The organism is Actinoplanes sp. NPDC021490, assembly GCF_055562135.1.
Window position 1 is genome coordinate 552363 of record NZ_JBVHFW010000005.1, and the last position, 24918, is coordinate 577280.

Annotated in this window: 21 protein-coding genes; 9 read left to right on the forward strand and 12 right to left on the reverse strand. The window is 71.2% G+C overall.

Translation table 11 applies throughout. The features are described from left to right. Positions 1-38: 38 nt before the first annotated feature. A complete protein-coding gene (locus ACZ3I4_RS17710) occupies positions 39-473 on the forward strand; it encodes a helix-turn-helix domain-containing protein (protein ID WP_465382985.1) in 435 nt (144 codons plus the stop codon). Positions 474-849: 376 nt separating this feature from the next. Here the strand turns inward: ACZ3I4_RS17710 and rlmB are convergent, their stop codons facing one another. The 4 genes from rlmB to ACZ3I4_RS17730 form a co-directional block, all read right to left on the reverse strand. Continuing rightward, positions 850-1965 (reverse strand): 23S rRNA (guanosine(2251)-2'-O)-methyltransferase RlmB, encoded by a 1116-nt coding sequence (gene rlmB / locus ACZ3I4_RS17715; RefSeq protein ID WP_465382986.1) that lies wholly within the window; start codon positions 1963-1965, stop codon positions 850-852. Next, positions 1965-3377, reverse strand: a complete 1413-nt coding sequence (cysS, locus tag ACZ3I4_RS17720) for a cysteine--tRNA ligase (protein ID WP_465382987.1) — start codon at positions 3375-3377, stop codon at positions 1965-1967. Before cysS ends, rlmB begins: the two co-directional genes overlap by 1 nt. 53 nt (positions 3378-3430) lie before the next feature. After that, a complete protein-coding gene (locus ACZ3I4_RS17725) occupies positions 3431-4828 on the reverse strand; it encodes a class II fumarate hydratase (RefSeq protein ID WP_465382988.1) in 1398 nt (465 codons plus the stop codon). 88 nt (positions 4829-4916) lie between these two features. Next, the gene (locus ACZ3I4_RS17730; RefSeq protein WP_465382989.1) at positions 4917-7856 is read right to left on the reverse strand and encodes an AfsR/SARP family transcriptional regulator; all 2940 of its coding nucleotides are present in this window, start codon (positions 7854-7856) and stop codon (positions 4917-4919) included. 293 nt (positions 7857-8149) lie between these two features. Between ACZ3I4_RS17730 and ACZ3I4_RS17735 the strand changes: the two genes are divergently transcribed. Then, on the forward strand, positions 8150-8659 hold the full coding sequence (locus ACZ3I4_RS17735; protein WP_465382990.1) for a hypothetical protein: 510 nt from the start codon (positions 8150-8152) through the stop codon (positions 8657-8659). Between the two features lie 24 nt (positions 8660-8683). Here ACZ3I4_RS17735 and ACZ3I4_RS17740 read toward each other — a convergent pair whose 3' ends face one another. Further along, positions 8684-10351, reverse strand: a complete 1668-nt coding sequence (locus tag ACZ3I4_RS17740; protein WP_465382991.1) for a fumarate hydratase — start codon at positions 10349-10351, stop codon at positions 8684-8686. Positions 10352-10421: 70 nt separating this feature from the next. Next, positions 10422-11753, reverse strand: a complete 1332-nt coding sequence (locus ACZ3I4_RS17745) for a PQQ-binding-like beta-propeller repeat protein (RefSeq protein WP_465382992.1) — start codon at positions 11751-11753, stop codon at positions 10422-10424. A gap of 181 nt (positions 11754-11934) precedes the next feature. Here ACZ3I4_RS17745 and hppD point away from each other — a divergent pair, with 181 nt between their 5' ends. From hppD to hisC, 4 genes are read left to right on the forward strand one after another with little or no spacing between them, the layout of a single operon-like run. Then, on the forward strand, positions 11935-13089 hold the full coding sequence (gene hppD / locus ACZ3I4_RS17750; RefSeq protein ID WP_465382993.1) for a 4-hydroxyphenylpyruvate dioxygenase: 1155 nt from the start codon (positions 11935-11937) through the stop codon (positions 13087-13089). 10 nt (positions 13090-13099) lie between these two features. Beyond that, positions 13100-13669 carry an RDD family protein gene (locus ACZ3I4_RS17755; protein WP_465382994.1) on the forward strand — a complete coding sequence of 190 codons (570 nt, stop codon included), beginning with the start codon at positions 13100-13102 and terminating at the stop codon, positions 13667-13669. Continuing rightward, positions 13666-14652 carry an RDD family protein gene (locus ACZ3I4_RS17760; RefSeq protein ID WP_465382995.1) on the forward strand — a complete coding sequence of 329 codons (987 nt, stop codon included), beginning with the start codon at positions 13666-13668 and terminating at the stop codon, positions 14650-14652. The genes ACZ3I4_RS17755 and ACZ3I4_RS17760 overlap by 4 nt, the downstream gene beginning before the upstream one ends. Before the next feature lie 4 nt (positions 14653-14656). After that, positions 14657-15742, forward strand: a complete 1086-nt coding sequence (gene hisC, locus ACZ3I4_RS17765; RefSeq protein ID WP_465382996.1) for a histidinol-phosphate transaminase — start codon at positions 14657-14659, stop codon at positions 15740-15742. Here hisC and ACZ3I4_RS17770 read toward each other — a convergent pair. Continuing rightward, positions 15739-16950: an MFS transporter gene (locus ACZ3I4_RS17770; RefSeq protein WP_465383024.1), complete on the reverse strand. Its 1212-nt coding sequence runs from the start codon at positions 16948-16950 to the stop codon at positions 15739-15741. The two genes, hisC and ACZ3I4_RS17770, sit on opposite strands and share 4 nt — an antisense overlap. Before the next feature lie 52 nt (positions 16951-17002). Between ACZ3I4_RS17770 and ACZ3I4_RS17775 the strand changes: the two genes are divergently transcribed. Beyond that, positions 17003-18124, forward strand: coding sequence for an ROK family protein (locus ACZ3I4_RS17775; protein WP_465382997.1), 1122 nt, complete (start codon positions 17003-17005; stop codon positions 18122-18124). 5 nt (positions 18125-18129) lie between these two features. Here the strand turns inward: ACZ3I4_RS17775 and ACZ3I4_RS17780 are convergent, their stop codons facing one another. Next, positions 18130-19014 (reverse strand): LysR family transcriptional regulator, encoded by an 885-nt coding sequence (locus tag ACZ3I4_RS17780; RefSeq protein ID WP_465382998.1) that lies wholly within the window; start codon positions 19012-19014, stop codon positions 18130-18132. Positions 19015-19089: 75 nt separating this feature from the next. Here ACZ3I4_RS17780 and ACZ3I4_RS17785 point away from each other — a divergent pair, with 75 nt between their 5' ends. After that, positions 19090-20403, forward strand: coding sequence for an aspartate aminotransferase family protein (locus ACZ3I4_RS17785; protein WP_465382999.1), 1314 nt, complete (start codon positions 19090-19092; stop codon positions 20401-20403). On the opposite strand, the gene ACZ3I4_RS17790 is transcribed toward ACZ3I4_RS17785, so the two are convergent. From ACZ3I4_RS17790 to ACZ3I4_RS17800, 3 genes are read right to left on the reverse strand one after another with little or no spacing between them, the layout of a single operon-like run. After that, positions 20393-21268: a PQQ-binding-like beta-propeller repeat protein gene (locus ACZ3I4_RS17790; RefSeq protein ID WP_465383000.1), complete on the reverse strand. Its 876-nt coding sequence runs from the start codon at positions 21266-21268 to the stop codon at positions 20393-20395. The two genes, ACZ3I4_RS17785 and ACZ3I4_RS17790, sit on opposite strands and share 11 nt — an antisense overlap. Positions 21269-21282: 14 nt before the next feature. Then, positions 21283-21741 (reverse strand): SRPBCC family protein, encoded by a 459-nt coding sequence (locus ACZ3I4_RS17795; RefSeq protein ID WP_465383001.1) that lies wholly within the window; start codon positions 21739-21741, stop codon positions 21283-21285. A gap of 42 nt (positions 21742-21783) precedes the next feature. Beyond that, positions 21784-22629 (reverse strand): hypothetical protein, encoded by an 846-nt coding sequence (locus ACZ3I4_RS17800; protein ID WP_465383002.1) that lies wholly within the window; start codon positions 22627-22629, stop codon positions 21784-21786. A 73-nt stretch (positions 22630-22702) separates the two neighbouring features. Between ACZ3I4_RS17800 and ACZ3I4_RS17805 the strand changes: the two genes are divergently transcribed. Further along, positions 22703-23860: a homogentisate 1,2-dioxygenase gene (locus ACZ3I4_RS17805; RefSeq protein WP_465383003.1), complete on the forward strand. Its 1158-nt coding sequence runs from the start codon at positions 22703-22705 to the stop codon at positions 23858-23860. On the opposite strand, the gene ACZ3I4_RS17810 is transcribed toward ACZ3I4_RS17805, so the two are convergent. Then, a complete protein-coding gene (locus ACZ3I4_RS17810; protein ID WP_465383004.1) occupies positions 23857-24525 on the reverse strand; it encodes a hypothetical protein in 669 nt (222 codons plus the stop codon). The genes ACZ3I4_RS17805 and ACZ3I4_RS17810 overlap by 4 nt on opposite strands. Between the last annotated feature and the right edge of the window lie 393 nt (positions 24526-24918).

Below are 24918 nucleotides of genomic sequence, written 5' to 3' on the forward strand. Positions count from 1 at the left end.
TGGCACAGAGGCTATCTGACCTGCACTATTCTCTGGGGATGGCGAGCAGTGACGACCGCAGGGGAACCCAGGATCCACGCGGCGAGTTTGCTCAGGTCGTGCGCAAGGCACGACAAGACCGCGGGTGGACGCAGAAGGATCTGGCCACCGCCGCCGGCGTCAGCGTGCCAACTATCGAGCGCTGGGAAGGCGGGCGCACCGGTACCCCGGACCCCGAGAACGCCCGGGCCGTGTTCCGTGCGCTGGGCCTCGACCCGCGAGAGATTCCTGTCCTGCTCGGCTACGTGACGGCCGAGGAGATGGGCCTGGCGGCGGAAACGCGGCGCGTCTTCACGCCGACGATCGAAGAGGTCATCGCCATCCTCGAGGATCCGAGGGTGCCTCCTGCGGTCAAGGCGGAATGGGTGCAGTTCCTACGTTTCCGGGCTCAGCCGCCGCAGGACAGCCTGGGCCCGGAATCGCTTGCCGGCTGACGGAACAGGCCCCAGATAAGACCTTCCGTCTAGATGTTTTCCGTTGAATGCGCAGGCCAGCTAGCAGGGGTACGCTCAATCGTTGAGAGCGTTACTGCTTGTAAACGGGAGGTCGTCGGTTCGATCCCGACCGGGGGCTCGAAGGTGGGTTTCCCTGTGCACAGAAACCGTGCACCGCTCCTTCTCACATGTCTGCCTGGGGGCCGAGCCCCCAGACCCCACGTTACGGTGGAAGCGGTGCGGGAGTTGCCCACGGCCGTACGGGATGGCCGGCGCTGCGCGCGGAAGAACAACCACGACGCCGCTGCGCGGATTGACGACCACAGAGCTGCTGTACGCGGGCCGCCACCTGCTTGTGGCAGGTGGCGGCTTGGGGTTAAGGCTGGGAGCGGCGGCGGGAGACCTCGGCCAGGGTTACGGCGGCGGCTACTGAGGCGTTCAGGGACTCTACGTCTGAGGCCATGGGGATGGAGACTCGCAGGTCGCAGGTTTCGCCTACGAGGCGTGAGAGGCCTCGGCCCTCGGAACCTACTACTACCAGCAGGGGGCCGATTGCTGCCTCTAGCTCGTAGATGTTGGTTTCGCCGTCTGCGTCCAGGCCGATTGCGGTGAAGCCGGACTCCTGGGCCTTTTTGATGGCCCGGGTCAGGTTGACCACCTGGGAAACCGGGACTCGGGCGGCTGCGCCGGCGCTGGTTCGCCAGGCGGTTGCGGTGATGCCGGCGGCCCGGCGTTCGGTCATGAAGACGCCGTGGCCGGCGAAGGCGGCGACCGAGCGGATCACCGCGCCCACGTTGCGGGGGTCGGTGATGCCGTCGAGGGCCACGAGCAGCGGGGCCGGCTGCTCGAGGGCGGCGGCCAGCAGGTCGTCGAAGTCTTCGTAGGCGAAGGGCGGGACCTGCAGGCCGATGCCCTGGTGCAGGACACCGCCGGTCATCCGGTCGAGTTCGTTGCGGCCGATCTCGAGGATCGGGATGCCCCGGTCGCCGGCGGTGCGGATGATCTCGGCCACGCGCTCGTCGATGTCGATGCCCTGGGCCACGTAGAGAGCCGTGGCCGGGACAGCGGCGCGCAGGGCCTCGTTCACCGGGTTGCGACCGAGCAGCAGCTCGGGGCCTTCCTTGGTCGGGTTCGAGCGGCGGCCAGGGGCGACACGCGGGCCGCTACGGGTCATGCCCCGACCACGCTGCGGCGTCTGCTTGCCGTAGGCCCGGCCCCCGCCGCGACCCCAGGTGGTGTCCTTGGTGCCGGGGACCCCCACCTTGGGGGCCCGACCCTCGGCGGCCGCCGCGCGGCGCTCTTTGTCCTGCTTACGGGCGGTCTTGTCGGGAAGTTTCTCGGTGCCGGAGTAACCCTTGTGCCAGGGACGCTCGTCGGCGGGAAGGGTCTTGCCGCGACCCTTCAGGCCCGAGCGGTTCTTGCCGCCCGAACCCGCGACGGCGCCCTTCTTGGCGGTGGCCCGCTTGCTGGCGTTCTGCGAATTTCCTGGCATCAGTGCTCTCCTACCGTCCATCGCGGCCCGGCCGGAGTGTCCTCCACCTGAATTCCCGCGTTCTTGAGCTGATCACGGACCGAGTCGGCAGCCGACCAGTCCTTACGTGCGCGTGCCTGCGTGCGCTGCTCGAGGGCCAGCTTGACCAGCGAGTCGACCACCGGCTTGAGCTCGCTCTGGGTGGTGGCGCCGGTCCACGCCGGGTCGAGCGGGTCGAGACCGAGCACGCCCAGCATCGCGCGGACGGCGGTGAGCGCCCCGCGGATGCCGGCCTCGTCACCGGCCGCGAGCGCGGTGTTGCCCTCACGGATGCAGTCGTGCACGACGGCCAGCGCGGCCGACGTGTTGAGGTCGTCGTTCATCGCCGCGGCGAACGCCGGCGGCACGTCCTTCGGGCGGCCCGGGCCGACGATCTCGGTGGCCCGCTGCACGAAACCTTCGATCCGCTTGTACGCCACCGCGGCCTCGCGCAGCGCGTCGTCGGAGTAGTCGATGCGCGACCGGTAGTGCGGCGTGCCCAGGTAATAGCGCAGCTCGACCAGGCGGATGCCCATCGCCTGCACCGCGGCCACGTCGATCACGTTGCCCAGCGACTTGCTCATCTTGGCCTCGCCCAGATTGAGCAGCGCGTGGTGCACCCAGTGCCGGGCGAACGGCAGGCCGGCCGAGCGGGACTGGGCGATCTCGTTCTCGTGGTGCGGGAAGGTCAGGTCGAGCCCGCCACCGTGGATGTCGAACTCGTCGCCGAGGTAGCGACGGGCCATCGCGGAGCACTCGATGTGCCAGCCCGGGCGGCCACGGCCCCACGGCGAGGGCCACGACGCGTCGCGCGGCTCGTCGGCCTTGACGCCCTTCCACAGCGCGAAGTCGCGGTAGTCGTGTTTGTCGGGCTCGCCGCCGTCGGACGGCGGGCGCATGTCGTCGGGGTTCTGACCCGAGAGCGCGCCGTAATCCGAGTAGGACGGGACGTCGAAATACACGTCGCCGGTGCCGCCGGAAGCCGCGTACGCGTGCCCGCGCCGGATCAGCTCCTCGATCAGCTCGTGCATCTCGGGGATGTGCCCGGTCGCGAGCGGCTCGTACGTCGGCGGGATGACGTTGAGGTCGCGGTAGTTCGCATCCAGCACCAGCCGGTTGGCGTGCGCGATCGCCCAGAACGGACGGCTCTGCGCCGACGCCTTGTCGAGGATCTTGTCATCGACGTCGGTGATGTTGCGGATGAACCGCACCTCGTAGTTGGTGTGCAGCAGCCAGCGCCGCAGCACGTCGTAGTTGACGGCCGAGCGCAAATGCCCGATATGGGGCACCGACTGCACGGTGAGCCCACACAGGTAGATACCGACCTGGCCGGGCGTCATCGGGACGAAGTCCCGGACCGATCGGGTCGCGGTGTCATACAAGCGCAAACTCACCGTACAAGGGTACCGGCCTGAGGGAAGCTGGTTACTCCCCTGTCCGGCGGCCCCTAGGGCCGGGTCATCCGCAGGACGTCGAGCGCCTCGTCCAGCTGCTGCTCGGTGAGCTTGCCGTTCTCAAGGTGACCACGCTCGACGACCACCTCGCGGATCGTGCGGTTCGAGGCGAGGGCGGCCTTGGCGATCGCGGCCGCCTCGTCGTAGCCGAGATAACGGTTGAGCGGGGTGACGATCGAGGGCGAGCCTTCCGCGTACGCCAGGGCCACCTCGACGTTCGGCTCCAGCCCGTCGATGCAGCGGTCGGCCAGCAGCCGGGCCGCGTTGGCCAGCAGGCGGATCGACTCGAGCAGGTTGCGCGCCATCACCGGCAGCATCACGTTGAGCTCGAAGTCGCCCTGCGAGCCGGCGAAGGACACCGTCGTGTCGTTGCCGATGACCTGCGCGCAGACCTGCCGGACCGCCTCGGGCACGACCGGGTTCACCTTGCCCGGCATGATCGACGAACCCGGCTGCAGGTCGGGCAGGCGCAGCTCGCGCAGGCCGGCCCGCGGCCCCGAGCCCATCCAGCGGATGTCGTTCACGATCTTGTAGAGGCCGACGGCGATCACCTTGAGCTGACCGGACGCCTCGACCAGCGCGTCCCGCGCCCCCTGGGCCTCGAAGTGGTCGCGGGCCTCGGTGACGGGCAGGCCGGTGGTCTGGCGCAGCCGCTCGATCACCGCGGGGGCGAACCCGGGCGGGGTGTTCACGCCGGTGCCGACGGCGGTGCCGCCCAGGGGCAGTTCGGCCAGACGCGGCAGGGTGGCGGTGAGCCGCTCGATGCCGTTGGCGACCTGCCTCGCGTACCCGGAGAACTCCTGGCCCAGGGTGACCGGCGTGGCGTCCATCAGGTGCGTACGGCCGCTCTTGACCACCTCGGACCAGGCGTCGGACTTGGCCAGCAGCGCGGTGCCCAGGTGCTCGAGCGCCGGAATCAGGTCGGCCGTGACCGCCTCGGTGGCGGCCAGGTGGATCGACGAGGGGAAGACGTCGTTGCTCGACTGCGACGCGTTGACGTGGTCGTTCGGGTGCACCGGCCGGCCCAGCTCGCGTGCGGCCAGGGTGGCGATCACCTCGTTGGCGTTCATGTTCGACGACGTGCCGGAGCCGGTCTGGAACACGTCGATCGGGAACTGATCGTCGTAGCCGCCGTCGGCCACATGCGCCGCGGCCGTCGCGATCGCCTTGGCCAGATCCTCCTCGATCACGCCGAGGGCCGCGTTGACCTGCGCGGCCGCGCCCTTGATCTGGGCCAGCGCCTTGATGTGGGCAGGCTCGAGGCCGCGCCCCGAGATGGGGAAGTTCTCGACCGCGCGCTGTGTCTGCGCCCGCCACAGGGCGTCGGCCGGAACCCGGACCTCACCCATCGTGTCCTTTTCGATCCGGTAACCGCTCTCGTCAGTCGTCACCGTCCCATCGTCTCTCCGGGTGGGCCGGTTCGCAGATGATCCCGGCCACCCAATCGAGCGACGTCGGCAACTTCGCCGGGTCAGGCCGTCACGTCGCGTTCCCGATTTCGGCCAGGGACTTGTCGACGGCGCTCAGCTCGGGCGCGTCGAGAACTTCCAGGGCCGCCCGCGCCCGGGTGAGCAGCCGGCGGGCCTCGCCGGGGTCCTCGCCGGCCAGGCACTCGCCCAGTCCGGCCTGGGCCAGGGCGATCCAGTAGGGCAGCCTCGACCGTTCGCCGAACTCCAGCGCCCGCTCGAACCAGACCCGGGCGGCCGCATCGTCGCCGGCCTGCCGCAGGGTGGTTCCGAAGCCGTGGCAGAACATCGAGAGCTGCTGCGGATTGAGCAGCTCCTCGCCGATCCCGACAACCTGCCGATGTTCGGCGATCGCCTCGTCGAACCGGCCCTCGGCCGCCAGGAACAGCGCCAGCTGATTGCGCACGTTGGCCTCCCAGTGCGCGAAGCCGGCCCGCTGGGTCGCCCGCAGCGCCACCCGCACCTGTCGTTGTGCCTCGGTGAGATCGATGGCGCCGAGGCGGTACTTGACGAGGGCGATGTTCATCAGGGTGTCGCCGATCCGGCTGAGGTCGCCGGCCCCCAGCTGGCCCATCAGCCGCAGCCGGTGATAGCGCAGCGCCTGCTGGTAATCGCCGAGGCACTGGAAGTTGTGGGCCAGTGTGTTCAGCTCGTCGCGGCCGTGCCGCGCCACGGACAGCCGGCGCACCTGCAGCGCGAGTTCGTTGCTGCGGGCCCACTGACCCAGCTCGTGATAGACGACGGCCAGATTGATCAGGGCCCGGGCGATGTCGTTGCGGCCACCGAGTTCGCGGCGGATCGCGAGGCACTGCTCCAGCATGCGGATCGCCTCGTCCATCCGGCCCCGGCGGTAATGCACCGAAGCCAGATAGTTGAGCACGGTCGCGGTGGCCCCGCGGTCGCCGATGCGCTCGGCCACTTCCAGCGCGCGCTCGTGAAGATCGAGCACGTCGTCGAGGTAGGCCCGGTTGAACAGGTGGCGCCAGGCGGCCCGGGGAAGCTGCCAGGCGTACGGCGTCAACTCGGGTTCGCGGCCCGCGGCGTCCACATAGGCGGCGAGCGACGGCCTCTCCCTCTCGAGACGCGCGAACGGGTCGGTCACCTCGGCCACCAGGTCCGCCCGCAGCGGCGAGCTGTCACCGATGTCGTGAAAGACCGCTCCCCGGTACGCCTCGAGGTTGGCTCCCACGGCGGCGTGCAGCTGCAGGTCGAGCAGTCCGCGAAGCGCCCCGATCCGCCACTCCTCGCCGATCTCGCCGGCCAGCACGGCGGCGTACTCGCGCAGCAGATCGTGCAGGCGATAGGTGCCGGGTTCGGGCTCCTCGATCAGGTGCACATCGACCAGGTCGTCGAGGGCGTCCCGCACGACCGGCAGGGAGAGCCCGGTCAGCGCGGCCGCCGAGAGCGCGTCGAACTCGTTGGCGGGACACAACCCCAGCAGCCGGAAAACCCGCCGCAGCTGGTCGGGCAGCTGCCGGTAGGACACGGCGAACGCGCTGACCAGCGAGCGATCCTCGGCCTCGAGCTCGGGCAACGCCGACTCGCCGAGCCGCTGGACGAGATCCGCCACCCGCCAGCGCTGCCGGTGCGCCAGGCGGGCACCGGCCAGCCGCAGGGCCAGGGGCAGCCCGCCGCAGCGCCGCACCACTTCGGCCGCCGCCTCGGGCTCGGCTCGCACCCGCTCGCCGGCGATCCGGGCCAGCAGGGCGACCGCCTCGGCCGGTTCCAGCAACGGCAGCGACTCGGGGTGGACTCCGTCGAGGCCGAGCAGCCGGCGGCGGCCGGTGACCAGGGCCAGGCTGCCCGGCGCGGTGGGCATCAGGTCGGCCAGCTGCGAGCTCGAAGCGGCGTTGTCGAACAGCACGAGCGCGCGGCGTTTGGCCAGCTCGGTGCGCCACAGGCCGACGCGGTCGACGATCCCGGGCGGGATGCGCTCGCTCTCGACGCCGAGCTGACGCAGCAGCACGAGCAGCGCCGCGGCCGGTTCGAGTGGCTGCTCGGCGTGATGCCCGCGCAGGTCGACGAAGAGATGCGCGTCGGGATACCGGTCGCCCAGCAGGGCGGCCACGTGCAACGCGAGGGTCGTCTTGCCGCTGCCGGCCATCCCGTCGATCACAGCGATCACCGGCCCCGCGTCGCCGGCCACGTCGATCGCTCCCACGAGCCGCCGCACGACCTCGTCGCGCCCGGTGAAGTCACCGACCGTACGGGGAAGGCATCTGATCGGGCCCGGACGGGACGTCGTGACCACGGCGCCGGTGAGCATCGACGTGTGCAGCTCTTGCAGGTCGCGACCCGGATCAAGACCCAGCTCGTCGCGCAGGGCCGAGCGGACCCGGCGGTATTCGGCCAGCGCGTCGGCCTGCCGCCCCGAGCGGTGGAGCGCGCGCATCAGCTGGCCGCTCAGCCTCTCCTGCAACGGGAACCGGTCGACCGCGGTGGACAGGTCGCCGATCAGGTCACGATCGCGGCCGGCGGCCAGTTCGAGCTCGGCCCAGTCCTCCAGCACGGCGAGGTACTGCTGATCGAGGACGTCGGCGGCCAGCCGTACGCCGTGGCTGTCGATGCCCGCCGCGGCCTCCCCGCGCCACAGGTCGAGCGCCCGCCGATAGATTGCCGCGTCCTGCCGGAGCCGGGCCTCGGTGACCAGCCGGGTGAACTCGTCCACGTCCAGCTCGCCCGGACCGGGCGAAAGGCAGTAGCCGGCCGGGTCGCTGCGGATCGCGCCGCCGGGAAGCGAACGCCGTAGCCGGGACACGCAGGTCTGCAGCTGGCCCTTCGCGGTGGCCGGCGGGTCGGCCCCCCAGACCGCGTCGGCCAGGGCGCCAACGCCCAGCACGCGACCCGCGTGCAAGAGAAGCATGGCCAGCACGATGCGGTCACGGCCCGCCGTGATCGCCACGTTCCGCCCGTCGACAGTGACGGACAGTGGCCCGAGAACGCGATAGCGCATGCCAGCCCCCGTTCCGGACCCGTCGACAGTAGCGGAGGCGACGAGAGCGCAACGACAGCGAATCAACAGCGCGGTAGGCCAGGCTGGGTTCCACGCCGCCGCGCCGTGGATGACATCACTCATCGCCCCAGCACGGTGCGGCGGCCGGTGTTTCAACGGGGGACGTACAGCCCGTTCGCGTGCCGCGCGCGGACGGGCTGGGCGTGTCCCCGGGCCGGGCACGGGTTGGACGATCCGGCGGCCGGAACGTACCGTCGGGCGAGCGTTTTCCGTCCCCGACCGAAGGAACCCTCATGCGACGCGCCCTCCTGGCCGTGCTCGCCGGCAGCGTCCTGCTGACCGGCGCCGCCTGCGACAGTGACGCGGACAGCACCGGGGCCGCCCCGGCCACCACCCCTCCGAGCACCGCTCCGAGCAGCGCCGCACCCGACTACACGGCGAACACCCGGGCCGTGTGCGCGAAGCTGCAGACCCTGTACTCGGTCGAGCTACGCGACTTCGGCGCGGCGATGGGCAAGCTGATCACCTATCGCGAGGCCAAGCAGAAGGCCGAGATCACCAAGGCCGAGGCCACCGCGACGGCCGAGCTCAAGCAGGTGGCTGCCAAGATCCGCAAGGACACCGCGGCGGCACAGAACCCCGAGTTCAAGGCGGCCGGCCTGACGTCGGCGGCCAAGGTCGACGCGAGCGCGGCCAGCAAGGGCTACGTCAAGACGGTGACCACGCTGCCCAAGCTCAACAGCACGATCGAGACCCAGTTCAAGGAGTGGCTGAGCCCGGTCGCCGGCTACTGCGTCCCCTGACCCCGTCCGCGCTCATCACGCGGGTCAGGGGCGGGCGCCGATTCGCAGGAGGGGGTTGGGGCGGGTGACGTCGGCGAAGAAGTCGTTGCCCTTGTCGTCGACGATGATGAAGGCGGGAAAGTCCTCCACCTCGATCTTCCAGACCGCCTCCATGCCCAGCTCGGGGTATTCGAGCACCTCGACGTGGCGGATGCAGTCCTGCGCGAGCCGGGCGGCCGGTCCGCCGATCGAGCCCAGATAGAAGCCCCCGTACGAGTTGCAGGCCTGGGTGACCTGGCCCGAGCGGTTGCCCTTGGCCAGCATGACCAGGGAGCCCCCGGCCGCCTGGAAGCGCTCGACGTAGGAGTCCATCCGGCCCGCCGTGGTGGGTCCGAACGAGCCCGACGCGTAACCCTCGGGGGTCTTGGCCGGACCGGCGTAGTAGACCGCGTGGTCGCGCATGTACTGCGGCATCGGCTCGCCCGCGTCCAGCCGCTCGGCGATCTTGGCGTGGGCGATGTCGCGGGCCACGACCAGCGGGCCGGTCAGCGACAGGCGGGTCTTGACCGGGTATTTCGACAGCTCGGCCCGGATCTCGGCCATCGGGCGGTTGAGGTCGACCTGCACGACCGGCTCGCCGGCCAGGTCGACGTCGGGCAGGTAGCGCGCCGGGTCGGTCTCGAGCCGTTCCAGCCAGACGCCGGACGGCGTGATCTTGGCCAGGGCCTGGCGGTCGGCCGAGCACGAGACGGCGATCGCGACCGGGCAGGACGCGCCGTGCCGTGGGAGGCGGATCACCCGTACGTCGTGGCAGAAGTAACGGCCGCCGAACTGGGCGCCGATGCCGAAGTCGCGGGTCAGCTCGAGGACGGCCGCCTCCAGCTCGACGTCGCGGAAGCCGTGGGCCGACATCGTGCCGTGCCGGGGCAGGTTGTCGAGGTATTTGGCGCTGGCCAGCTTGGCCGTCTTGAGCGCGTACTCCGCGCTGGTGCCGCCGATGACCACCGCCAGGTGGTAGGGCGGGCAGGCCGACGTGCCGATCAGCCGCAGCTTCTCGTCGAGGAACTCCATCATCCGCGCCGGGTTCAGCAGCGCCTTGGTCTCCTGATAGAGGTACGACTTGTTGGCCGAGCCGCCGCCCTTGGCCATGAACAGGAACTTGTACGCGTCGGGGGCGCCGCCCGGGTCCTCCGCGTACAGCTCGATCTGGGCCGGCAGGTTGGAGCCGGTGTTGCGCTCGTCCCACATGGTCAGCGGGGCCAGCTGCGAATAGCGCAGGTTGAGCCGGGTGTACGCCTGATAGACGCCCTGGGCGATGGCTTCCTCGTCGGTGCCGTCGGTGAGCACGTGCCGTCCGCGCTTGCCCATCACGATCGCCGTGCCGGTGTCCTGGCACATCGGCAGCACCCCGCCGGCCGCGATGTTCGCGTTGCGCAGCAGGTCGAGCGCGACGAACCGGTCGTTCGCCGAGGCCTTGGGGTCGTCGATGATCGAGCGCAGCTGGCCCAGGTGGGCGGGCCGCAGGTAGTGCGCGATGTCGTGCATCGCCTCGGCGGTGAGCTGGGTCATCACGCCCGGTTCGACGGTGAGGAACCGCCGGCCGCCCGGGCCGTGCACCACGTCCACGCCCTCATCCGTGACCAGTCGGTACTCGGTCAGGTCGTCGCCGAGCGGCAACAGCGGCGAGTACGAGAATGCGGCGCCTCTGCTCATGAGCGGAAAGCCTAGGACAGCGGTCCGGGCATGTGCGAACCGCTACGGCCCTGAGCGCATACCAGTTCGGTCAAGTAAACGGGAGATAGGCCATGTCCCGGCCCGACACGGCGATGAGTCCACCCGATCCGACGGCGAAGACCGTGGCGTCCGTACGCACGTCGGCCAGCACCCGCCCGCTGCCCGGCGCGACGGCCACCACCCGTTCCGGCTTGCGGCTGGTGATGATGGCCGCGTACGGGGTGAGGGCCGCCGCCGCGTCCTCCCCCGCGGGCCGGGACCAGGCCGTCCGGCCCCGGCTGAGGTTGTGGCCGCGCAGGGTTCGCGAGTCGGCGCTGCGGATGACCGCGAAGCTGTCGTTGACCGAGAGGACCTGATCGTCGCGGTCGCCGCGCCACAACACCCGTCCGTCGTGCCCCGCCAGCAACTCCTCCCGGCCGGTCGGATCGACGCCGAGCACCACGTCCTCGCCGCCCGCCGGGTCGCGTTCCTGCTTGCAGTTCGAGCCGTTGTCGGCCGTACGCAGGTTGAGCCCCTCGCGCTGCCACACCGGCGCCGAAGACGGCGGGTCGGTCGCGACCACGCCGTAGTAGCAGGTGCCGTCCTTGGCGATCCCGGTCACGGTCAGCACCCGCCCGCCGGCGATGGCCACCCGCTGGTCGGCCGCCGGTTGGGCGATCTGCACGACCCGGCCGGTGGCGGTGTCGATCACCCGGACCTTGCCGTCGTCGGGCAGCCCGATCAGGCCGGGCATCAGCCGCGGCCGGGCCACGTCGTCGTCGACCCGGTTGGCGTTGAGCCGGCCGGTGTCGGGCAGGTCGGGGTTGGCCGCGTTGAGCACGAACCCGATCCCGCCCGTGTCGACGGTCCAGAGCGGCTTGGTGCCGCGCGGCGCCCAGGCCGTCAACCGGCAGTCGCCGCCCTTGGCGCAGTGCAGGTCGAGCAGCCCGTTGCGGTAGGTCCAGACGGCGGTGGCCTCGGTGTCGGCGCGCAGCTGGGCGCCGCTGCGCGGGTCGAGCACCTGGTAGCCCTTGGTCAGCAGGCGGCCGGTGGCGACGACCGCGTCGTTGCCGTCGCCCGCGATCGCGGCCCAGTCGGCGTCGTTGTCCCAGAGCTTCACCCCGGCGGTCAGCCCGTACGCCTCGACCGACGTGCGGTATTCGACGATCACGGCGTCCCCGGCGATCGAGACGCTCTGCGGGCTGCCGCCGATGCGCGCCTGCCATCGGGCCGCGCCCCCGGCGATCGGCTCGCTCGTGTTGACCCAGCTCCAGACCTGGGGCCACGGATTCCACACGCCGGTGGTGGCCAGCACGATCACGATCACGATCGCGACCAGCGCGTACCCCTTCCAGGGGCTGCCACCCGACGCCATGCGCGACACGCTAGCCAGGTCAATCACCCGGACGAAGGATCGAGATTTGCCCGTGTCGACGGTATTCGATGGCAAATGTCGGCCACGGTGCGCATGACATTGTGCAAATTGCACCGGCGGCCGGTCTTCCCGTACGGGCGAGCAGGCACCCTGCGCAAGCGCGCGAGCACATGTTGAAACCGCCTGTGAGCTGCGACAACCTCGGACAATGACGCAGACGATGGCACAGGGGACCCGCACCGACGACGTCTTTCCCGTCAAGGGCGTCGACCACCTGAAGTTCCTCGTGGGCAACGCGAAGCAGGCGGCCCACTTCTATTCGACGGCCTTCGGCATGACCTGCGTGGCCTACCGCGGGCCCGAGCAGGGCTTCCGCGACCACGCCGAATACGTGCTGGTCAGCGGGGGCGCCCGGTTCGTGCTGGTCGGCGCGGTGCACGCGGGGGCGCCGGGCGCCGACCACGTCACCCGGCACGGCGACGGCATCCAGGACATCGCGATCGAGGTGCCGGATGTCGACAAGGCGTACGCGCACGCGATGACCGCGGGCGCCCGCGGCGTGACCGAGCCGCACGACCTCAAGGACGAGCACGGCACCGTACGCATCGCGACCATTGCGACGTACGGGGACACCTTGCACTCGCTCGTCGACCGGTCCGGATATGACGGCCCGTTCCTGCCCGGCTTCGTGACCCGCGAGCCGATCGTCGACCGGCAGCCCGCCATCGCCGCCGGCCTGCAGCCCAAGCGCTTCTTCCAGGCCGTCGACCACGTGGTCGGCAACGTCGAGCTGGGCCGCATGGACGAGTGGGTCGAGTTCTACCGCCGCGTCATGGGCTTCACGAACATGGCCGAGTTCATCGGCGACGACATCGCCACCGACTACTCGGCGCTGATGTCCAAGGTCGTCGCGGACGGCACCCGCAAGATCAAGTTCCCGCTCAACGAGCCGGCCGTCTCGCAGCGCAAGTCGCAGATCGACGAGTACCTCGAGTTCTACGGCGGCCCGGGCGCCCAGCACGTCGCCGTGGCCACCAACGACATCCTGGCCAGCGTCGACGCCATGCGGGCGGCCGGTGTGCAGTTCCTCGACACCCCCGATTCCTACTACGAGGACCCGGAGCTGCGGGCCCGGATCGGCAACGTGCGCGTGCCGATCGAGGAGCTGCAGCGCCGCAAGATCCTGGTCGACCGGGACGAGGACGGCTACCTGCTGCAGATCTTCACCGCGCCCGTGCAGGACCGGCCGACCGTGTTCTTCGAGCTGATCGAGCGGCACGGCTCGCTCGGCTTCGGCAAGGGCAACTTCAAGGCGCTGTTCGAGGCGATCGAGCGGGAGCAGGAGCTGCGCGGCAATCTGTGACACTGGTCGCGTGACTCAGCCACCACCGCAGGGCTATCACCCCTGGCCCGCCATGCCGCCACCCCCGCCGCTGAGCCCGGCGGGGGTGCCGCTGGCCGAGTTCCCGCAGCGACTGCTGGCCTACATGATCGACATGGCCCTGCTCACGGCGGTGGGCTTCGTCCTGTTCATCCCGGCCTTTCTCGTGATCTTCCTGCGGATCGACTTTCCGGATCCGTACGGCCCCGAGCCCGACTTCGACGCCGTCTTCGCCGAATACTTCCTGCCGTTCCTGCTGCTCGAGATCGGCTTCTTCGTCGTGATGATGCTGCTCTATTTCGTCTACGCGGTGGAGTACATGCACCGCAGCGGCCAGACACTGGGGAAGAAGGCGATGAAGATCCGGATTGTCCCGCTCGATCCGGCCCTGCGCCTTACGCGCGGTATGGCGGCCAAGCGCTACCTGGTCGAGTACGGCGGCGGCATGGTGGTGCCGTTCTTCAGCTGGGTCGACGGATTGTGGCAACTCCGGGACAAGCCGTACCAGCAGACCCTGCACGACAAGTTCGCCCGCACCGTGGTCGTTAAGGTTTCTCCATGAGCTCGCTGCCCGCCGGTTGGTACAAGGACCCGGCCGACCCCGAGACCCAGCGTTACTGGGACGGTGAGGGTTGGCTGGGCAAGGCGATCCCGGCCGACGCCGTGCCGCCGGACGGCCCGCCCCCGGTCGAGGAGGAGCCGCCCGCGGCCACCCCGCCCGTTCCGGCCACGCCCGCCCCGGTCACGCCGGCGCCACCGCAGTCGCAGCCGGCCCCGCCGCCCGGATGGGGTCCGCAGCCCCCGCCCCCGCCGGGCTGGCAGCCGCCCCCGGGCTGGCAGCCTCCGCCCGGCTCGCAACCCCCGCCCGGCTGGCAGCCGCCTCCGGGCTGGGAGCAGATGCCCCCGGGCATGCGGGCCGGGATGTTTCCGCCGGTCCAGGCCCGCCCGCACGGCTACGCGCTGGCCGGGCTGGGTCCGCGCCTGGTCGCCCGGCTGCTCGACATCCTCGCCGTGCTGCTGCTCAACGTCGTGGTCAACGGCTACTTCTTCTACGAGTTCGCCAAAGAGTTCGTGCCGTTGTACAGGGCGAGCCTCGACGAGATGGCCAACGGCGGCAGCGCGTTCGACGTGCCGGCCTCCGGGCGGATGGACGGCCTGCTCTGGGCCATGCTGATCGTGGCCACCCTGCTCTGGCTGGTCTACGAGGCCCCGTCGATCGGCAACACCGGTCAGACGCTGGGCAAGCGCATCATGCGGATCAAGGTCGTGGCGGTCGAGAACACCGAGCCGCTGGGCTTCGGCCGCGCGTTCGGCCGCTGGGCCCGTCTCGGTTTGTGGACCCCGGCCTGGGGCTGCGCGGGCATCGGCTTCGTGCTGCAGCTGATCGACTGCATCTCGCCGGTCTTCGACCAGCAACTGCGCCAGGCGTTCCACGACAAGACGGCGCGCACGGTCGTGATCGCGCTGCCTCCGGACGATCGTCAACCGGTCGACGCCACCACGGGAAGTGGCGGCAACGGCTCCCACACCCATGATCGGACTTAAGACTGTGTCTCCCCGCCTGACCCGTGCCGACCTGGACAACCTTCCGGCCTACGTCCCTGGCCGCAACCTGGCCGACCTGACCCGCGAGCTGGGCATCGCCGAAGCGATCAAGCTGGCCAGCAACGAGGTCCCGTACGGGCCGCTGCCCGGGGTGGCCGAGGCGGTGGCCGACGCGATGCTCCACTCGCACCGCTACCCCGACATGGGCGCGGTGGCGCTGCGGGACACGCTGGCCACCAAGCTCGGCGTGGCCCCCGAGCGCATCGTGACCGGCTGCGGCTCGGTCGCGCTGGCCGAGATCCTGGTCAAGGCGACCTGCATGCCGGGCGACGAGATCGTCTACGCGTGGCGCTCGTTCGAGGCGTACCCGATCATCGCGGCCGGCGCCGGCGCGACCAGCGTGCGGGTGCCCAACACCGGCGACCACGGGCACGACCTGCGGGCGATGGCCGACGCGATCACCGACCGGACCCGGCTCGTGATCGTCTGCAACCCGAACAACCCGACCGGCACCAGCGTGCGCAAGGCCGAGCTCGACCGGTTCATCGCCGCCGTGCCGTCCGACGTGCTGATCGTGCTCGACGAGGCGTACCGGGAACTGGTGACCGACCTCGACGTGCCGGACGGGGTGGCGACCTACGGCGACCGGCCCAACGTGCTGGTGCTGCGGACCATGAGCAAGGCGTGGGGCCTGGCCGGTCTGCGGATGGGTTACCTGGTGGCCCAGCCCGAGGTGGCCGGGGCGATCCGCAAGGTGCTCACCCCGTTCTCGACCAGCCTGGTGGCCCAGGCCGCGGCGATCGCCGCGCTGGCCCAGGAGGACGAGGTCCGCCGCCGGTGCGCGCTGGTGGTGGCCGAGCGCGACCGGGTCACCGAGGCGGTCCGCAAGCTCGGCGTCGGCGTGCCCGGCAGCCAGGCCAACTTCGTGTGGCTGCCGCTGGGCGCCGACTCGGCCGCGTTCGCGCAGGTCTGCGAGTCGCGGGGGATCATCGTGCGGCCGTTCCAGGGTGACGGCGTACGGGTGACCATCGGCACGCCCGAAGAGAACGATGCCTTCCTGGCCGCGGCCGAAGTGGCTCTGAAGCACTAAGGCACGAGTTGCGCCTCGGTGCGGTGATGGTCTTCCTCGCTCAGACGGGCGGGGAAGACCCGGCGACCGGCCGTGAGCACGAGCGCCACCGCGCCGACGGCCAGCGCGGCGGTCACCAGCGGCAGCACGCCCAGGTTGCCGGTCCGCACCAGGCGCTCGCCGAGCAGGGCGCCGCCGCCGATCCCGATCTGGAAGGCGACCACATAGAGGGCCGACGCCGCGTCGCGGGCCCGGGGCGCGATCCGCAGCGGCGCGGCGGCCAGGATCACCGGGATGGCGGTGAACGCGCCGCCCCACAGCAGCGTGACGATCACGGTCGGCACCAGCCCCAGCACCGGCGCGAGCAGCCCGGCCGAGACGGCCAGCACGGCGAGCAGGGTGACGAGCACGGTGCCCGGGCGCCGGTCGACGTGCCGGCCCACCGCGAAGTTGGTGACCAGCCCGACCGCGCCGTACCCGAGCAGCAGCAGGCTCAGGCCCGCGCCCTCGAGGCCGGCGTCCCGGCGCACCAGCGGGGCGATGTACGTGTACGCCGCGAAGTGGCCGATCACCAGCACGGCGGTGATCGCGCAGAGCAGGGCGACCTGCGGATCCCGTACGAGGGAAACCGCGGACCGCAACTGGGCGGCCGGACGCACCGCGAGGTCGTGCGGGCGCGGCGGCAGCTTGGGCAGCACCTTGAGCAGGCCGATCACGCAGATCGCGCCGCCGATGGTGACCGCTCCGACGGCCGCGCGCCAGCCCAGCCACTGACCCAGCGCCGTACCCAGCGGCACACCCAGCACGATGGCCAGCGAGTTGCCCACGAAGACCAGGGCGGTCGCCCGACCGGCCTGCCCCGGCGGCGCCAGGCGAGCGGTGACCGGCCCGATCACCGACCAGAAGACGCCGTGGGCCAGCGCGCAGATGAGCCGCGCCCCGGCCAGGATCTCAAAGGTCGGCGCAAACGTGGCCGCGGCCTGCGACACCACGAAGATCGCCATGGTGACCGCGATCAGCACGTGCCGCGGCACCCGCATCGTCAGCGCGGTCAGCGGGATGGTGCTGACCGCCGCGACCACGGCATAGCTGGTCAGCAGCAGGCCGACGTCGGACTCGGGCACGTCGAGACCCTGGGAGATCTCGGGCAGCAGCCCCACCGGAAGCGTCTCCGCTGTCACGTAGAAGAACGCGGAGGCGCCGAGAACGGCCAGGGCCGGGCGGTTCATGTTCACCTCCGAACAATATGCTCTTGATTCGAGTAAAAGAAGGGAGACGACTGTGACGACTCGCTCCAGCGAGCTGCTCCGGGTGGCCCACACGCACCCCGGCATCACCCGCGCCGACGCCGCCCGCCGGCTCGGCATCGGCACCGGCGCGACCACCGAGCTCGTCGCGCGGCTCTCCCAGGCCACCCTGCTGGCCGAGGCTCCCGCCGCCCCCAGCGGCGCCCGCGGCCGCCCGACCACGGTCCTGCTGCCGCATCCGGCCGGGCCGCTCGTGCTGGCGGCCGAGATCACCCACGAGGCCTGGCGCATCGACGTGGTCGAGCTCGGCGGTCACACGCTGGCCTCGGTCGCGGCCCCCCACGCCGGCGCCACGTGGCCCGAGGTCACAGCGGCCGTCACGGCGGCGGTCGGCGAGGTCCTCCGGACGTACGGGGGCCGGCTGCGGGCCATGGGCGTCTCGGTCCCGGGAACCGTCGCCCCCACCCTCCACCTGGACGCGAGCAACGTGGGCTGGCACGACGTCGACCTGGCCGCGCTCTGGCCGCCGGCCGCCGGCGCGACGGTTCTCGTGGCCGGAAACGACGCCAGCCTGGCCGCGGCGGCCGAGTCGGCCCGCGGGGCGGCGACCGGGGCCTCGGTGGCCCTGCACGTCCGCATCGAAGGCGGCCTCGGCGGCGCCGTCGTCGACCGGGGCCATCTGCTGATCGGCGCGACCGGTGCCAGCGGCGAGTTCGGCCACATGCCCTTCGGCGACCCCGCGGTCGTCTGCCCGTGCGGCGCCCGCGGCTGCTGGGGCACGGCCGTCGACGGCACCGCTCTGGCCCGCTTCCTGGGTCAGAGCCCACCGCGCGACCCGGTCACCTATGCCCGCAAGGTCATCGCCTCGCCCGGCTCCGACGAGCGCGCCGCCGTGGGCGTGGTCGCCGCCGCCCTCGGCCGGGGCATCGCCGGCCTGGTCAACGGTCTGGACGCCGACCTGGTCACGCTGGGCAGCATCGCCGCCGACCTGCTGGCCGCCGCCCCGGCCGAACTCCACTCGGCCTACCAGTCGGGGCTGATGGCGATCCGCCGCAAGTCCCCTCCGCCGCTGGTCGCCGCGGCCCTGGGCGCCGACGGCCCGATCGCGGGGGCCGCCGAGAACGCCTGGTCGGCCCTGCTGCCTCAGCTGGGCTGAGCGGCCTACTGACTGCGCAGGGCCGTCAGCACGGCCGTGATCTCGGGCCGGGGTGTCGAGGGCCGCCGGGCCGCCGCCATGATGCGGCGGGTCACCGGGGGCGACAACGGCCGCGTGACCACCTGGTAGCGCGCGTCCACGGCCAGGCTGGGCAGCATTGTGATCGAGCGGCCGCGCTCCACGTGCCGCAGCGCGATCATGTAGTTGTTGAACCGGCAGATCACCGACGGCTCGAAACCGGCCTCGCGGCACAGGCGGGTGGCCAGCTCCGACATGTACGACCCGGCCACGTCGAACGTCCACCGCTGGTCGGCGCAGGCCTCCAGGTCGATCGCTTCGAGGGCGGCCAGCGGATGCCCGGCGGGCAGCACGACGACGACCTCGTCCTCGGCCAGTGGCACCAGATCGATCGCCGGGTCGAGTTCGGCCCCGGCGAAGTCGGTGGTCGTGATGATGACGTCGACCTCGCCGCGGCGCAGGGCGGGCATGCTCACGTGCGGTTCGAGCTCCCACAGCAGCACCGTGACGTCGGGGTGCCGCGCGGCCAGCCGTTCGACGGCCGGCTCGGCCAGCGCCGACACCGCGCTCTGGAACACCCCCAGCGTGACCGATCCGGCCGGGTCGTCGGCCATCGCGCGCAGCGAGGCCTCGGCCGCGTCCATGGCGGCCAGGATCTCGCGGGCCCGGCCGGCCAGCAGCACCCCGGCCGCGGTCAGCCGCACCCGGCGTCCGGTGCGTTCCAGCAGGGCGGTGCGGGTCTCGCGCTCGAGCGTGGCCAGCTGCTGCGACACCGCGGACGGGCTGTGGTTGCCGCGCTGGGCGACCGCGCGGACGGTCCCGTACGTGGCCAGGTCGGCCAGCAACCGCAAGCGCCACGGATTGAGCGTCATTGTGCGAATCTACTTAACAGCCAAGGCGAAAAGGTGAGATGGACCGGCACAAGGGCAGGCCCTAGCGTCGAAGTCATGGCTGATTCCTTTTGGTCCGACGCCGAACGTCACCTGGTCCGCTACTCCGGCGCGGGACGCTTCGTCCCCGAGATCATCGAGCGCGCCGAGGGCAGCTTCGTCTTCACCGCCGAGGGCCGCCGCCTGCTCGACTTCACGTCGGGGCAGATGAGCGCCATCCTGGGCCACTCGCACCCGGCCGTGGTCGCCACCGTGCAGCGCCAGGCGGCCACCCTCGACCACCTGTTCAGCGGCATGCTCAGCCGCCCGGTCGTCGACCTGGCCCGCCGGCTGGCCGAGTCGCTGCCCGAGCCGCTGAGCAAGGTGCTGCTGCTGACCACCGGGGCCGAGTCCAACGAGGCGGCGATCCGGATGGCCAAGCTGGTCACCGGCCGGCACGAGGTGATCTCGTTCGCCCGCTCGTGGCACGGCATGACCCAGGCCGCCGCGAACGCCACCTACAGTTCGGGCCGCAAGGGGTACGGGCCGGCGTCGCCCGGCAACTTCGCGATCCCGACGCCGAACACCTACCGCCCGGACTTCACCGGCGCGGACGGCGAACTGGACTGGCGCCGGCAGCTCGAGTTCTCGTTCGACCTGTTCGACGCGCAGTCGGTGGGCAGCCTGGCCGCCTGCATCGTCGAGCCGATCCTCAGCTCGGGCGGCGTACTCGATCTGCCTCCCGGCTATCTGGCCGAGCTGCGCGACAAGGTGCACGAGCGCGGCGGGTTGCTGATCCTCGACGAAGCACAGACCGGTCTGTGCCGGACGGGCGACTGGTACGCGTTCCAGCGCGACGGCGTCACCCCCGACATCCTGACGCTGAGCAAGACGCTCGGCGCCGGTCTGCCGCTGGCCGCGGTTGTCACCAGCGCCGAGATCGAGCAGACCGCCCACGAGCGCGGCTTCCTGTTCTTCACCACGCACGTGTCCGACCCGCTGGTCGCCGCGGTCGGCAACACGGTGCTCGACGTGCTCGAGGCCGACAAGCTCGACGGCCGGGCCCGCGAGCTCGGAACCCACCTGTCCGACGGCCTCCGCGAACTCGGGCAGCGGCACACGGTGATCGGAGACGTACGGGGCCGGGGTCTGCTCGTGGGTCTCGAACTGGTGCTCGACCGGGCCACCAAGCGGCCGGCCGACGAGCTCGGTGCGGCTGTCACCCAGCGCTGCCTCGAACTCGGCCTGCACATGAACGTCGTGCAGCTGCCCGGCATGGGCGGGGTGTTCCGGATCGCGCCCGCGCTGACGTCGACGGTCGACGAGCTCGACCTCGGCCTGCGGATCCTCGATCAGGCCATCGGCGACGTGAGCCCACGGTTCACCGGATAGACGCGATGATCACCGTGTCGACGGTGAAGTAGTGCTCGGGCGCCTCCGGGTCGGCCGGTCCGTTCCCGGTCAGGCGCTCGATCGCCACCCAGTCGTCGGTGACCTGCCAGAGGCCCGGCTTCCAGGTCAGCTTCTCGGTGCCCACGGCCAGCGGGAAATCCGACAAAACTCCGCCGCGCGGATCCAGGACCCGCAGATGCCGCTCATCGGTCAGCACGACCGGGCGGCCACGCGACCGGCCCAGCAGCATGCCGTCGACCGGCTCGGCCTGCTCGACCGGCTTGGCCGATTCGCCGGGCGGGGAAACCGACGGCGCCGGGCGCGCGACACCGGTCGACACGTCGTAGGCGAGCTGCCGTCCCCCGCCGCTGACGAGCACGGCGCCCGCCGAGGTTTGGAGCCCGACCGGCGCCCACACGGTCGACGCGCCGGTGCGGTGCCCGTCATAGCCCGGGGACGGCAGGCCCGTCGCGGTCCGCCAGATTTCCTTCCCCGTACGCCCGTCCACCGCGACCAGCACCCCGTCGGACCACCGGCTGATCACCGTGGGGCCCGACGCCACGACCCCCGACACCTCGGCCGGCCAGCGGCGCAGCGACCACCGTGCCGTGTTCACGCTCTTCGCGTCGACCGGACCGTCCGCGCGCACCTGCCGCCGACCGGCGAAAACCCGGATCTGCTCGTCGACGATCAGCGGCGCCATGTTGGTGCGCCCGGTCACGCGGGCGCCGCTCGCGGAGGCTTGCGGAAGGGGCGTGGCGGCCGGCGACAGCACCTCGGCCGGGGCCAGCACCCGCCAGCCGATCAGCACGGCCGCGGCGGCCAGGACGACCGCCGCCAGAGATCGCAGCAGCACCCGGGACACCCGGGCAGCCTATGTCAGGCGACCGCGGCCAGATCGTCGAGGTCGCGGCGCAGGGCCCCCTCGGCGGTCTCGGCGGCCAGCCCACCGAAGATCAGCGCGAGGATGCGGCCGGCCGGCGCGGTGGGCGCTCCGTCCTGTTTCACGGTGACCATGGTGCCGCCGCGATGCCGGCCCGAGATGACCGGAACGAACGAATACGTCATGCGGTAGTCGGCGCCGATGCCGGGCGAGGTGACCACGAAACGCTCGGGCACCTCACACTCGCGGACCCGGAACTCCTCGGTGACCTCGCCGCCGTCGGCCATCGCGCGCGTCTCACGCCAGACCGCCCCCGCGGCGAACGGCCCGTGGGTGCGCACCTCGACCCGGGTCACGGCGGTGAGCCACTCGCGCCGCCGATGCAGGTCGGTGAACACTTGCCACACCGCCGCGACCGGCGCCTCGATCAGGCGGGTCACCACGACCGTCGACATAGCGTCACCCCCGCGTACACGTTACGACACTTGCGCCCGGACTCACTCGTACCCACCGTTGATCAGACCGAGGCGTACGAGCTCGGTCAGCGGCTCGACGACGCCGGCCGCCCCGAAGCCCACGAACAACGGCCGCGGCTCGGCACGGCGGGCCCGGCAGGCCTCGACCAGCGGCACCGGGTGGGTGGCCGCCAGCACCTCGGCCACCTCGGCCACCTCGCCGCCGTCGTGCGCGCTGATCGAGGCGGTCAGCACGTTGAGGAAGCCATGATGGGTGAAGCCGGTCTCGGGGTCGGTGTGCCGGATGGCGTGGCGCAGCCCCGCGGCCAGGCGGAACGGCAGGTCACGGTCGCGGCAGGCGCAGATCACCGCGGCCAGCTCGACCGGGGTGGGGAACAACTCGGCCGCGAGCCCGCCAACCCGGAACTTGGGGGCCATAGCCAGTCCGTCGGCACGGGCCTGGGCCACCGTGTCCAGAGCGGCCAGCAGTCCCCAGCTCAGCGGGATCTCGGCGTACACCCGAAGGTCTATGTCGCTTTGCGCCAGCGCGCGCAAATCGGTCAGGCCGGGCTGCGGATCCTCACCGCGACGGGCGACCGCGACCTCGAGATGCTCGACCTGCCCGCCCGCTGCCCGCAGCTTTTCGACGGCGACGGGCACGGCACTGACGCTCACGTCGCCGACCAGGGCGACCGGCAGGTCATGGGCGCGCAGATCGGCGCCGATCAGGGAGGCGGGCACGAGCAAGGGACCGAGCAGGCCCGCGAACCAGCCCGCACGGTGCTCGTCGTGCTTGGCGACGGCCTCGGCGACGCCGGTGGGGCTCGGCGGCATCAGGGACGCGTCGTCCACCAGCCCGGCGAAGAGCGGAGGAACCAGCGTTGACACGAATCCGAACCTAATGGACGCTTCGAGAAGCGGACAACCACGTCCAAGATGTCTGAATTCAAGTGAGGCAACGATGCCCTACTACCGCACCGTCGGCGAGGTGCCCCACAAGCGGCACACTCAGTTCCGGCGGCCCGACGGCGGTCTCTACTCCGAGGAGCTGATGGGACAGGAAGGTTTCTCGTCCGACTCTTCCCTGCTCTACCACCGCTACCCGCCGACCGCGATCGTCTCGGCCGACACCCACGAGCCGGCTCCGGTCACACGCTCGGCCAACCTGCCGCTCAAACCGCGGCACCTGCGCACCCACAAACTCGACTCCGGCCCGGCCGACGCGGTGCTCGGGCGCCGGGCGCTGCTGGCCAACGACGACGTGCGCATCGGCTACGTGGTCGCCGACCGGCCGTCCCCGCTCTACCGCGACGCGGTCGGCGACGAGCTGCTCTACGTCGAGGACGGGCGGGTGGTCGTCGAGACCACGTTCGGCGCGCTCGAGGCCGGCGCCGGCGACTACGTGGTCATCCCGACGTCGGTGGTGCATCGGATCGTGCCGCAGGACGGCCCGGCCCGGATCCTGACGATCGAGGCCAACGGCCACATCGGACCGCCCAAGCGTTACCTGTCGGTGCGCGGCCAGTTCCTCGAGCACGCGCCCTACTGCGAGCGCGACCTGCGCGGCCCGTCGGAGCCGCTGCTGGTCGAGGAGACCGACGTCGAAGTGCTGGTCAAGCATCGGGCCGGATGGACCCGGCACGTGTACGCCCGGCATCCGTTCGACGTGGTCGGCTGGGACGGCTGCCTCTACCCGTGGGCATTCTCGATCCACGACTTCGAGCCGATCACCGGCCGGGTGCACCAGCCGCCGCCCGTGCACCAGACGTTCGAGGGCCCCAACTTCGTGGTCTGCTCGTTCGTGCCGCGCAAGGTCGACTACCACCCGCTGGCCATCCCCGTGCCGTACAACCATCACAACGTCGACTCGGACGAGATGATGTTCTACACCGGCGGCAACTACGAGGCCCGCCGCGGCTCCGGCATCGAACAGGGCTCGATCTCGCTGCACCCGTCCGGCTTCACCCACGGCCCCCAGCCCGGCGCCGTCGAGCGGGCCCTGGGCGCCGAGGCCTTCGACGAACTGGCCGTCATGGTCGACACGTTCCGCCCGCTCGACCTGTGCGACTCGGCCCTGGCGGTCGAGGACACCGGTTACGCGTGGACCTGGAACCGCTAACCGTCCAAAACCGACATCTCCACGTCGATCCGGGCCGGGAGTGGCTTCTCGGCCGGGAACGACGGGATGCGCAGGGCAAACGTGCCCGACTTCTGGTGCAGGCAGTACGCCCGCCCGGCGGCCAGCTCCAGATAGCCGTCCTGATATTCGACGCCGTTGCTCTCGTCGCACGCGCCCGGGTCGGCGAACGGATCACCCGTCGCCGACCCGATCGTGGCCCGCCCCTGAAGCGGCTCGGCACTCCAGACGCGCTTGTCGCCGCCGGTGCAGTTCTGCACCTTCTCGTCCTTGCCCGGCGTGGCACAGAGCAGCGAGAGATCGCCCGTGTACGGGTCCGTGCCCGGCCGGGGCGGAAGCAGCCACAGTGCCGTCTGCGGATACTTGGATCCCGTGCTCACCGGCAGCTGAATCTTCAGAACCGCCGTGCCGAGCCCCTGCCGCGCAGGCGCCGACGAGCCGATGACCCGGGGCAGCGCGGCCGGCTCGGCCGTGTCGTCCCCGGTCTGGCTGCGATAGAGCGTGACCGCGAACGTGCCCGCGGCGACCACGGCCACAGCCAGCGCCGCGGCAATGCCGCCACGCCCGAGCCGATCGCGGCGCACAAGCACAACCGCGACACCCACCAGCACGACCACCGCCGCAACGGCGATCAAGAGATCCACCATGCCCGATAAGGTACTCACTGCCCTGTGGATAACTCCGCCCGCCCGCTTGACAGGGCGTACGCTCCGTCCGGCACTCTCGTCGAACGCCAGACCACGGTTCCAGCCTCAACGGCTTGTCACGCCAGACCGTCAGCAGCGCATCGATCCCGGCTGCCGCAGCGCCGCCACAACCGCGAGCCGCGAATCCCACGGTTCACCGTGTTCTCGACCCTCCCGGCAGAGCCGCGAAAGTCGCTGGCCACCGGCTGCGTTGCACCTGCTGCAACAGCTCCTCGAAATCGCTGGGGTGGAGTTGGAACGGGTCTGTCAAGAAAACGGTGTAACTCGATGTTTTGAGGGTTAGTTGCGGCCCGCGGACAGGCGGCCGTCGAAGGCCAGGTCGAAGGCGTTGAG

Excerpts from the sequence above, each read along its gene's own strand:
- ACZ3I4_RS17710 (WP_465382985.1), top strand. The coding sequence starts at position 39 with ATGGCGAGCAGTGACGACCGCAGGGGAACCCAGGATCCACGCGGCGAG.
- rlmB (WP_465382986.1), bottom strand. The coding sequence starts at position 1,965 with ATGCCAGGAAATTCGCAGAACGCCAGCAAGCGGGCCACCGCCAAGAAG.
- ACZ3I4_RS17730 (WP_465382989.1), bottom strand. The coding sequence starts at position 7,856 with ATGCGCTATCGCGTTCTCGGGCCACTGTCCGTCACTGTCGACGGGCGG.
- ACZ3I4_RS17735 (WP_465382990.1), top strand. The coding sequence starts at position 8,150 with ATGCGACGCGCCCTCCTGGCCGTGCTCGCCGGCAGCGTCCTGCTGACC.
- ACZ3I4_RS17740 (WP_465382991.1), bottom strand. The coding sequence starts at position 10,351 with ATGAGCAGAGGCGCCGCATTCTCGTACTCGCCGCTGTTGCCGCTCGGC.
- hppD (WP_465382993.1), top strand. The coding sequence starts at position 11,935 with ATGACGCAGACGATGGCACAGGGGACCCGCACCGACGACGTCTTTCCC.
- ACZ3I4_RS17760 (WP_465382995.1), top strand. The coding sequence starts at position 13,666 with ATGAGCTCGCTGCCCGCCGGTTGGTACAAGGACCCGGCCGACCCCGAG.
- ACZ3I4_RS17770 (WP_465383024.1), bottom strand. The coding sequence starts at position 16,950 with ATGAACCGCCCGGCCCTGGCCGTTCTCGGCGCCTCCGCGTTCTTCTAC.
- ACZ3I4_RS17780 (WP_465382998.1), bottom strand. The coding sequence starts at position 19,014 with ATGACGCTCAATCCGTGGCGCTTGCGGTTGCTGGCCGACCTGGCCACG.
- ACZ3I4_RS17785 (WP_465382999.1), top strand. The coding sequence starts at position 19,090 with ATGGCTGATTCCTTTTGGTCCGACGCCGAACGTCACCTGGTCCGCTAC.
- ACZ3I4_RS17795 (WP_465383001.1), bottom strand. The coding sequence starts at position 21,741 with ATGTCGACGGTCGTGGTGACCCGCCTGATCGAGGCGCCGGTCGCGGCG.
- ACZ3I4_RS17805 (WP_465383003.1), top strand. The coding sequence starts at position 22,703 with ATGCCCTACTACCGCACCGTCGGCGAGGTGCCCCACAAGCGGCACACT.
- ACZ3I4_RS17810 (WP_465383004.1), bottom strand. The coding sequence starts at position 24,525 with ATGGTGGATCTCTTGATCGCCGTTGCGGCGGTGGTCGTGCTGGTGGGT.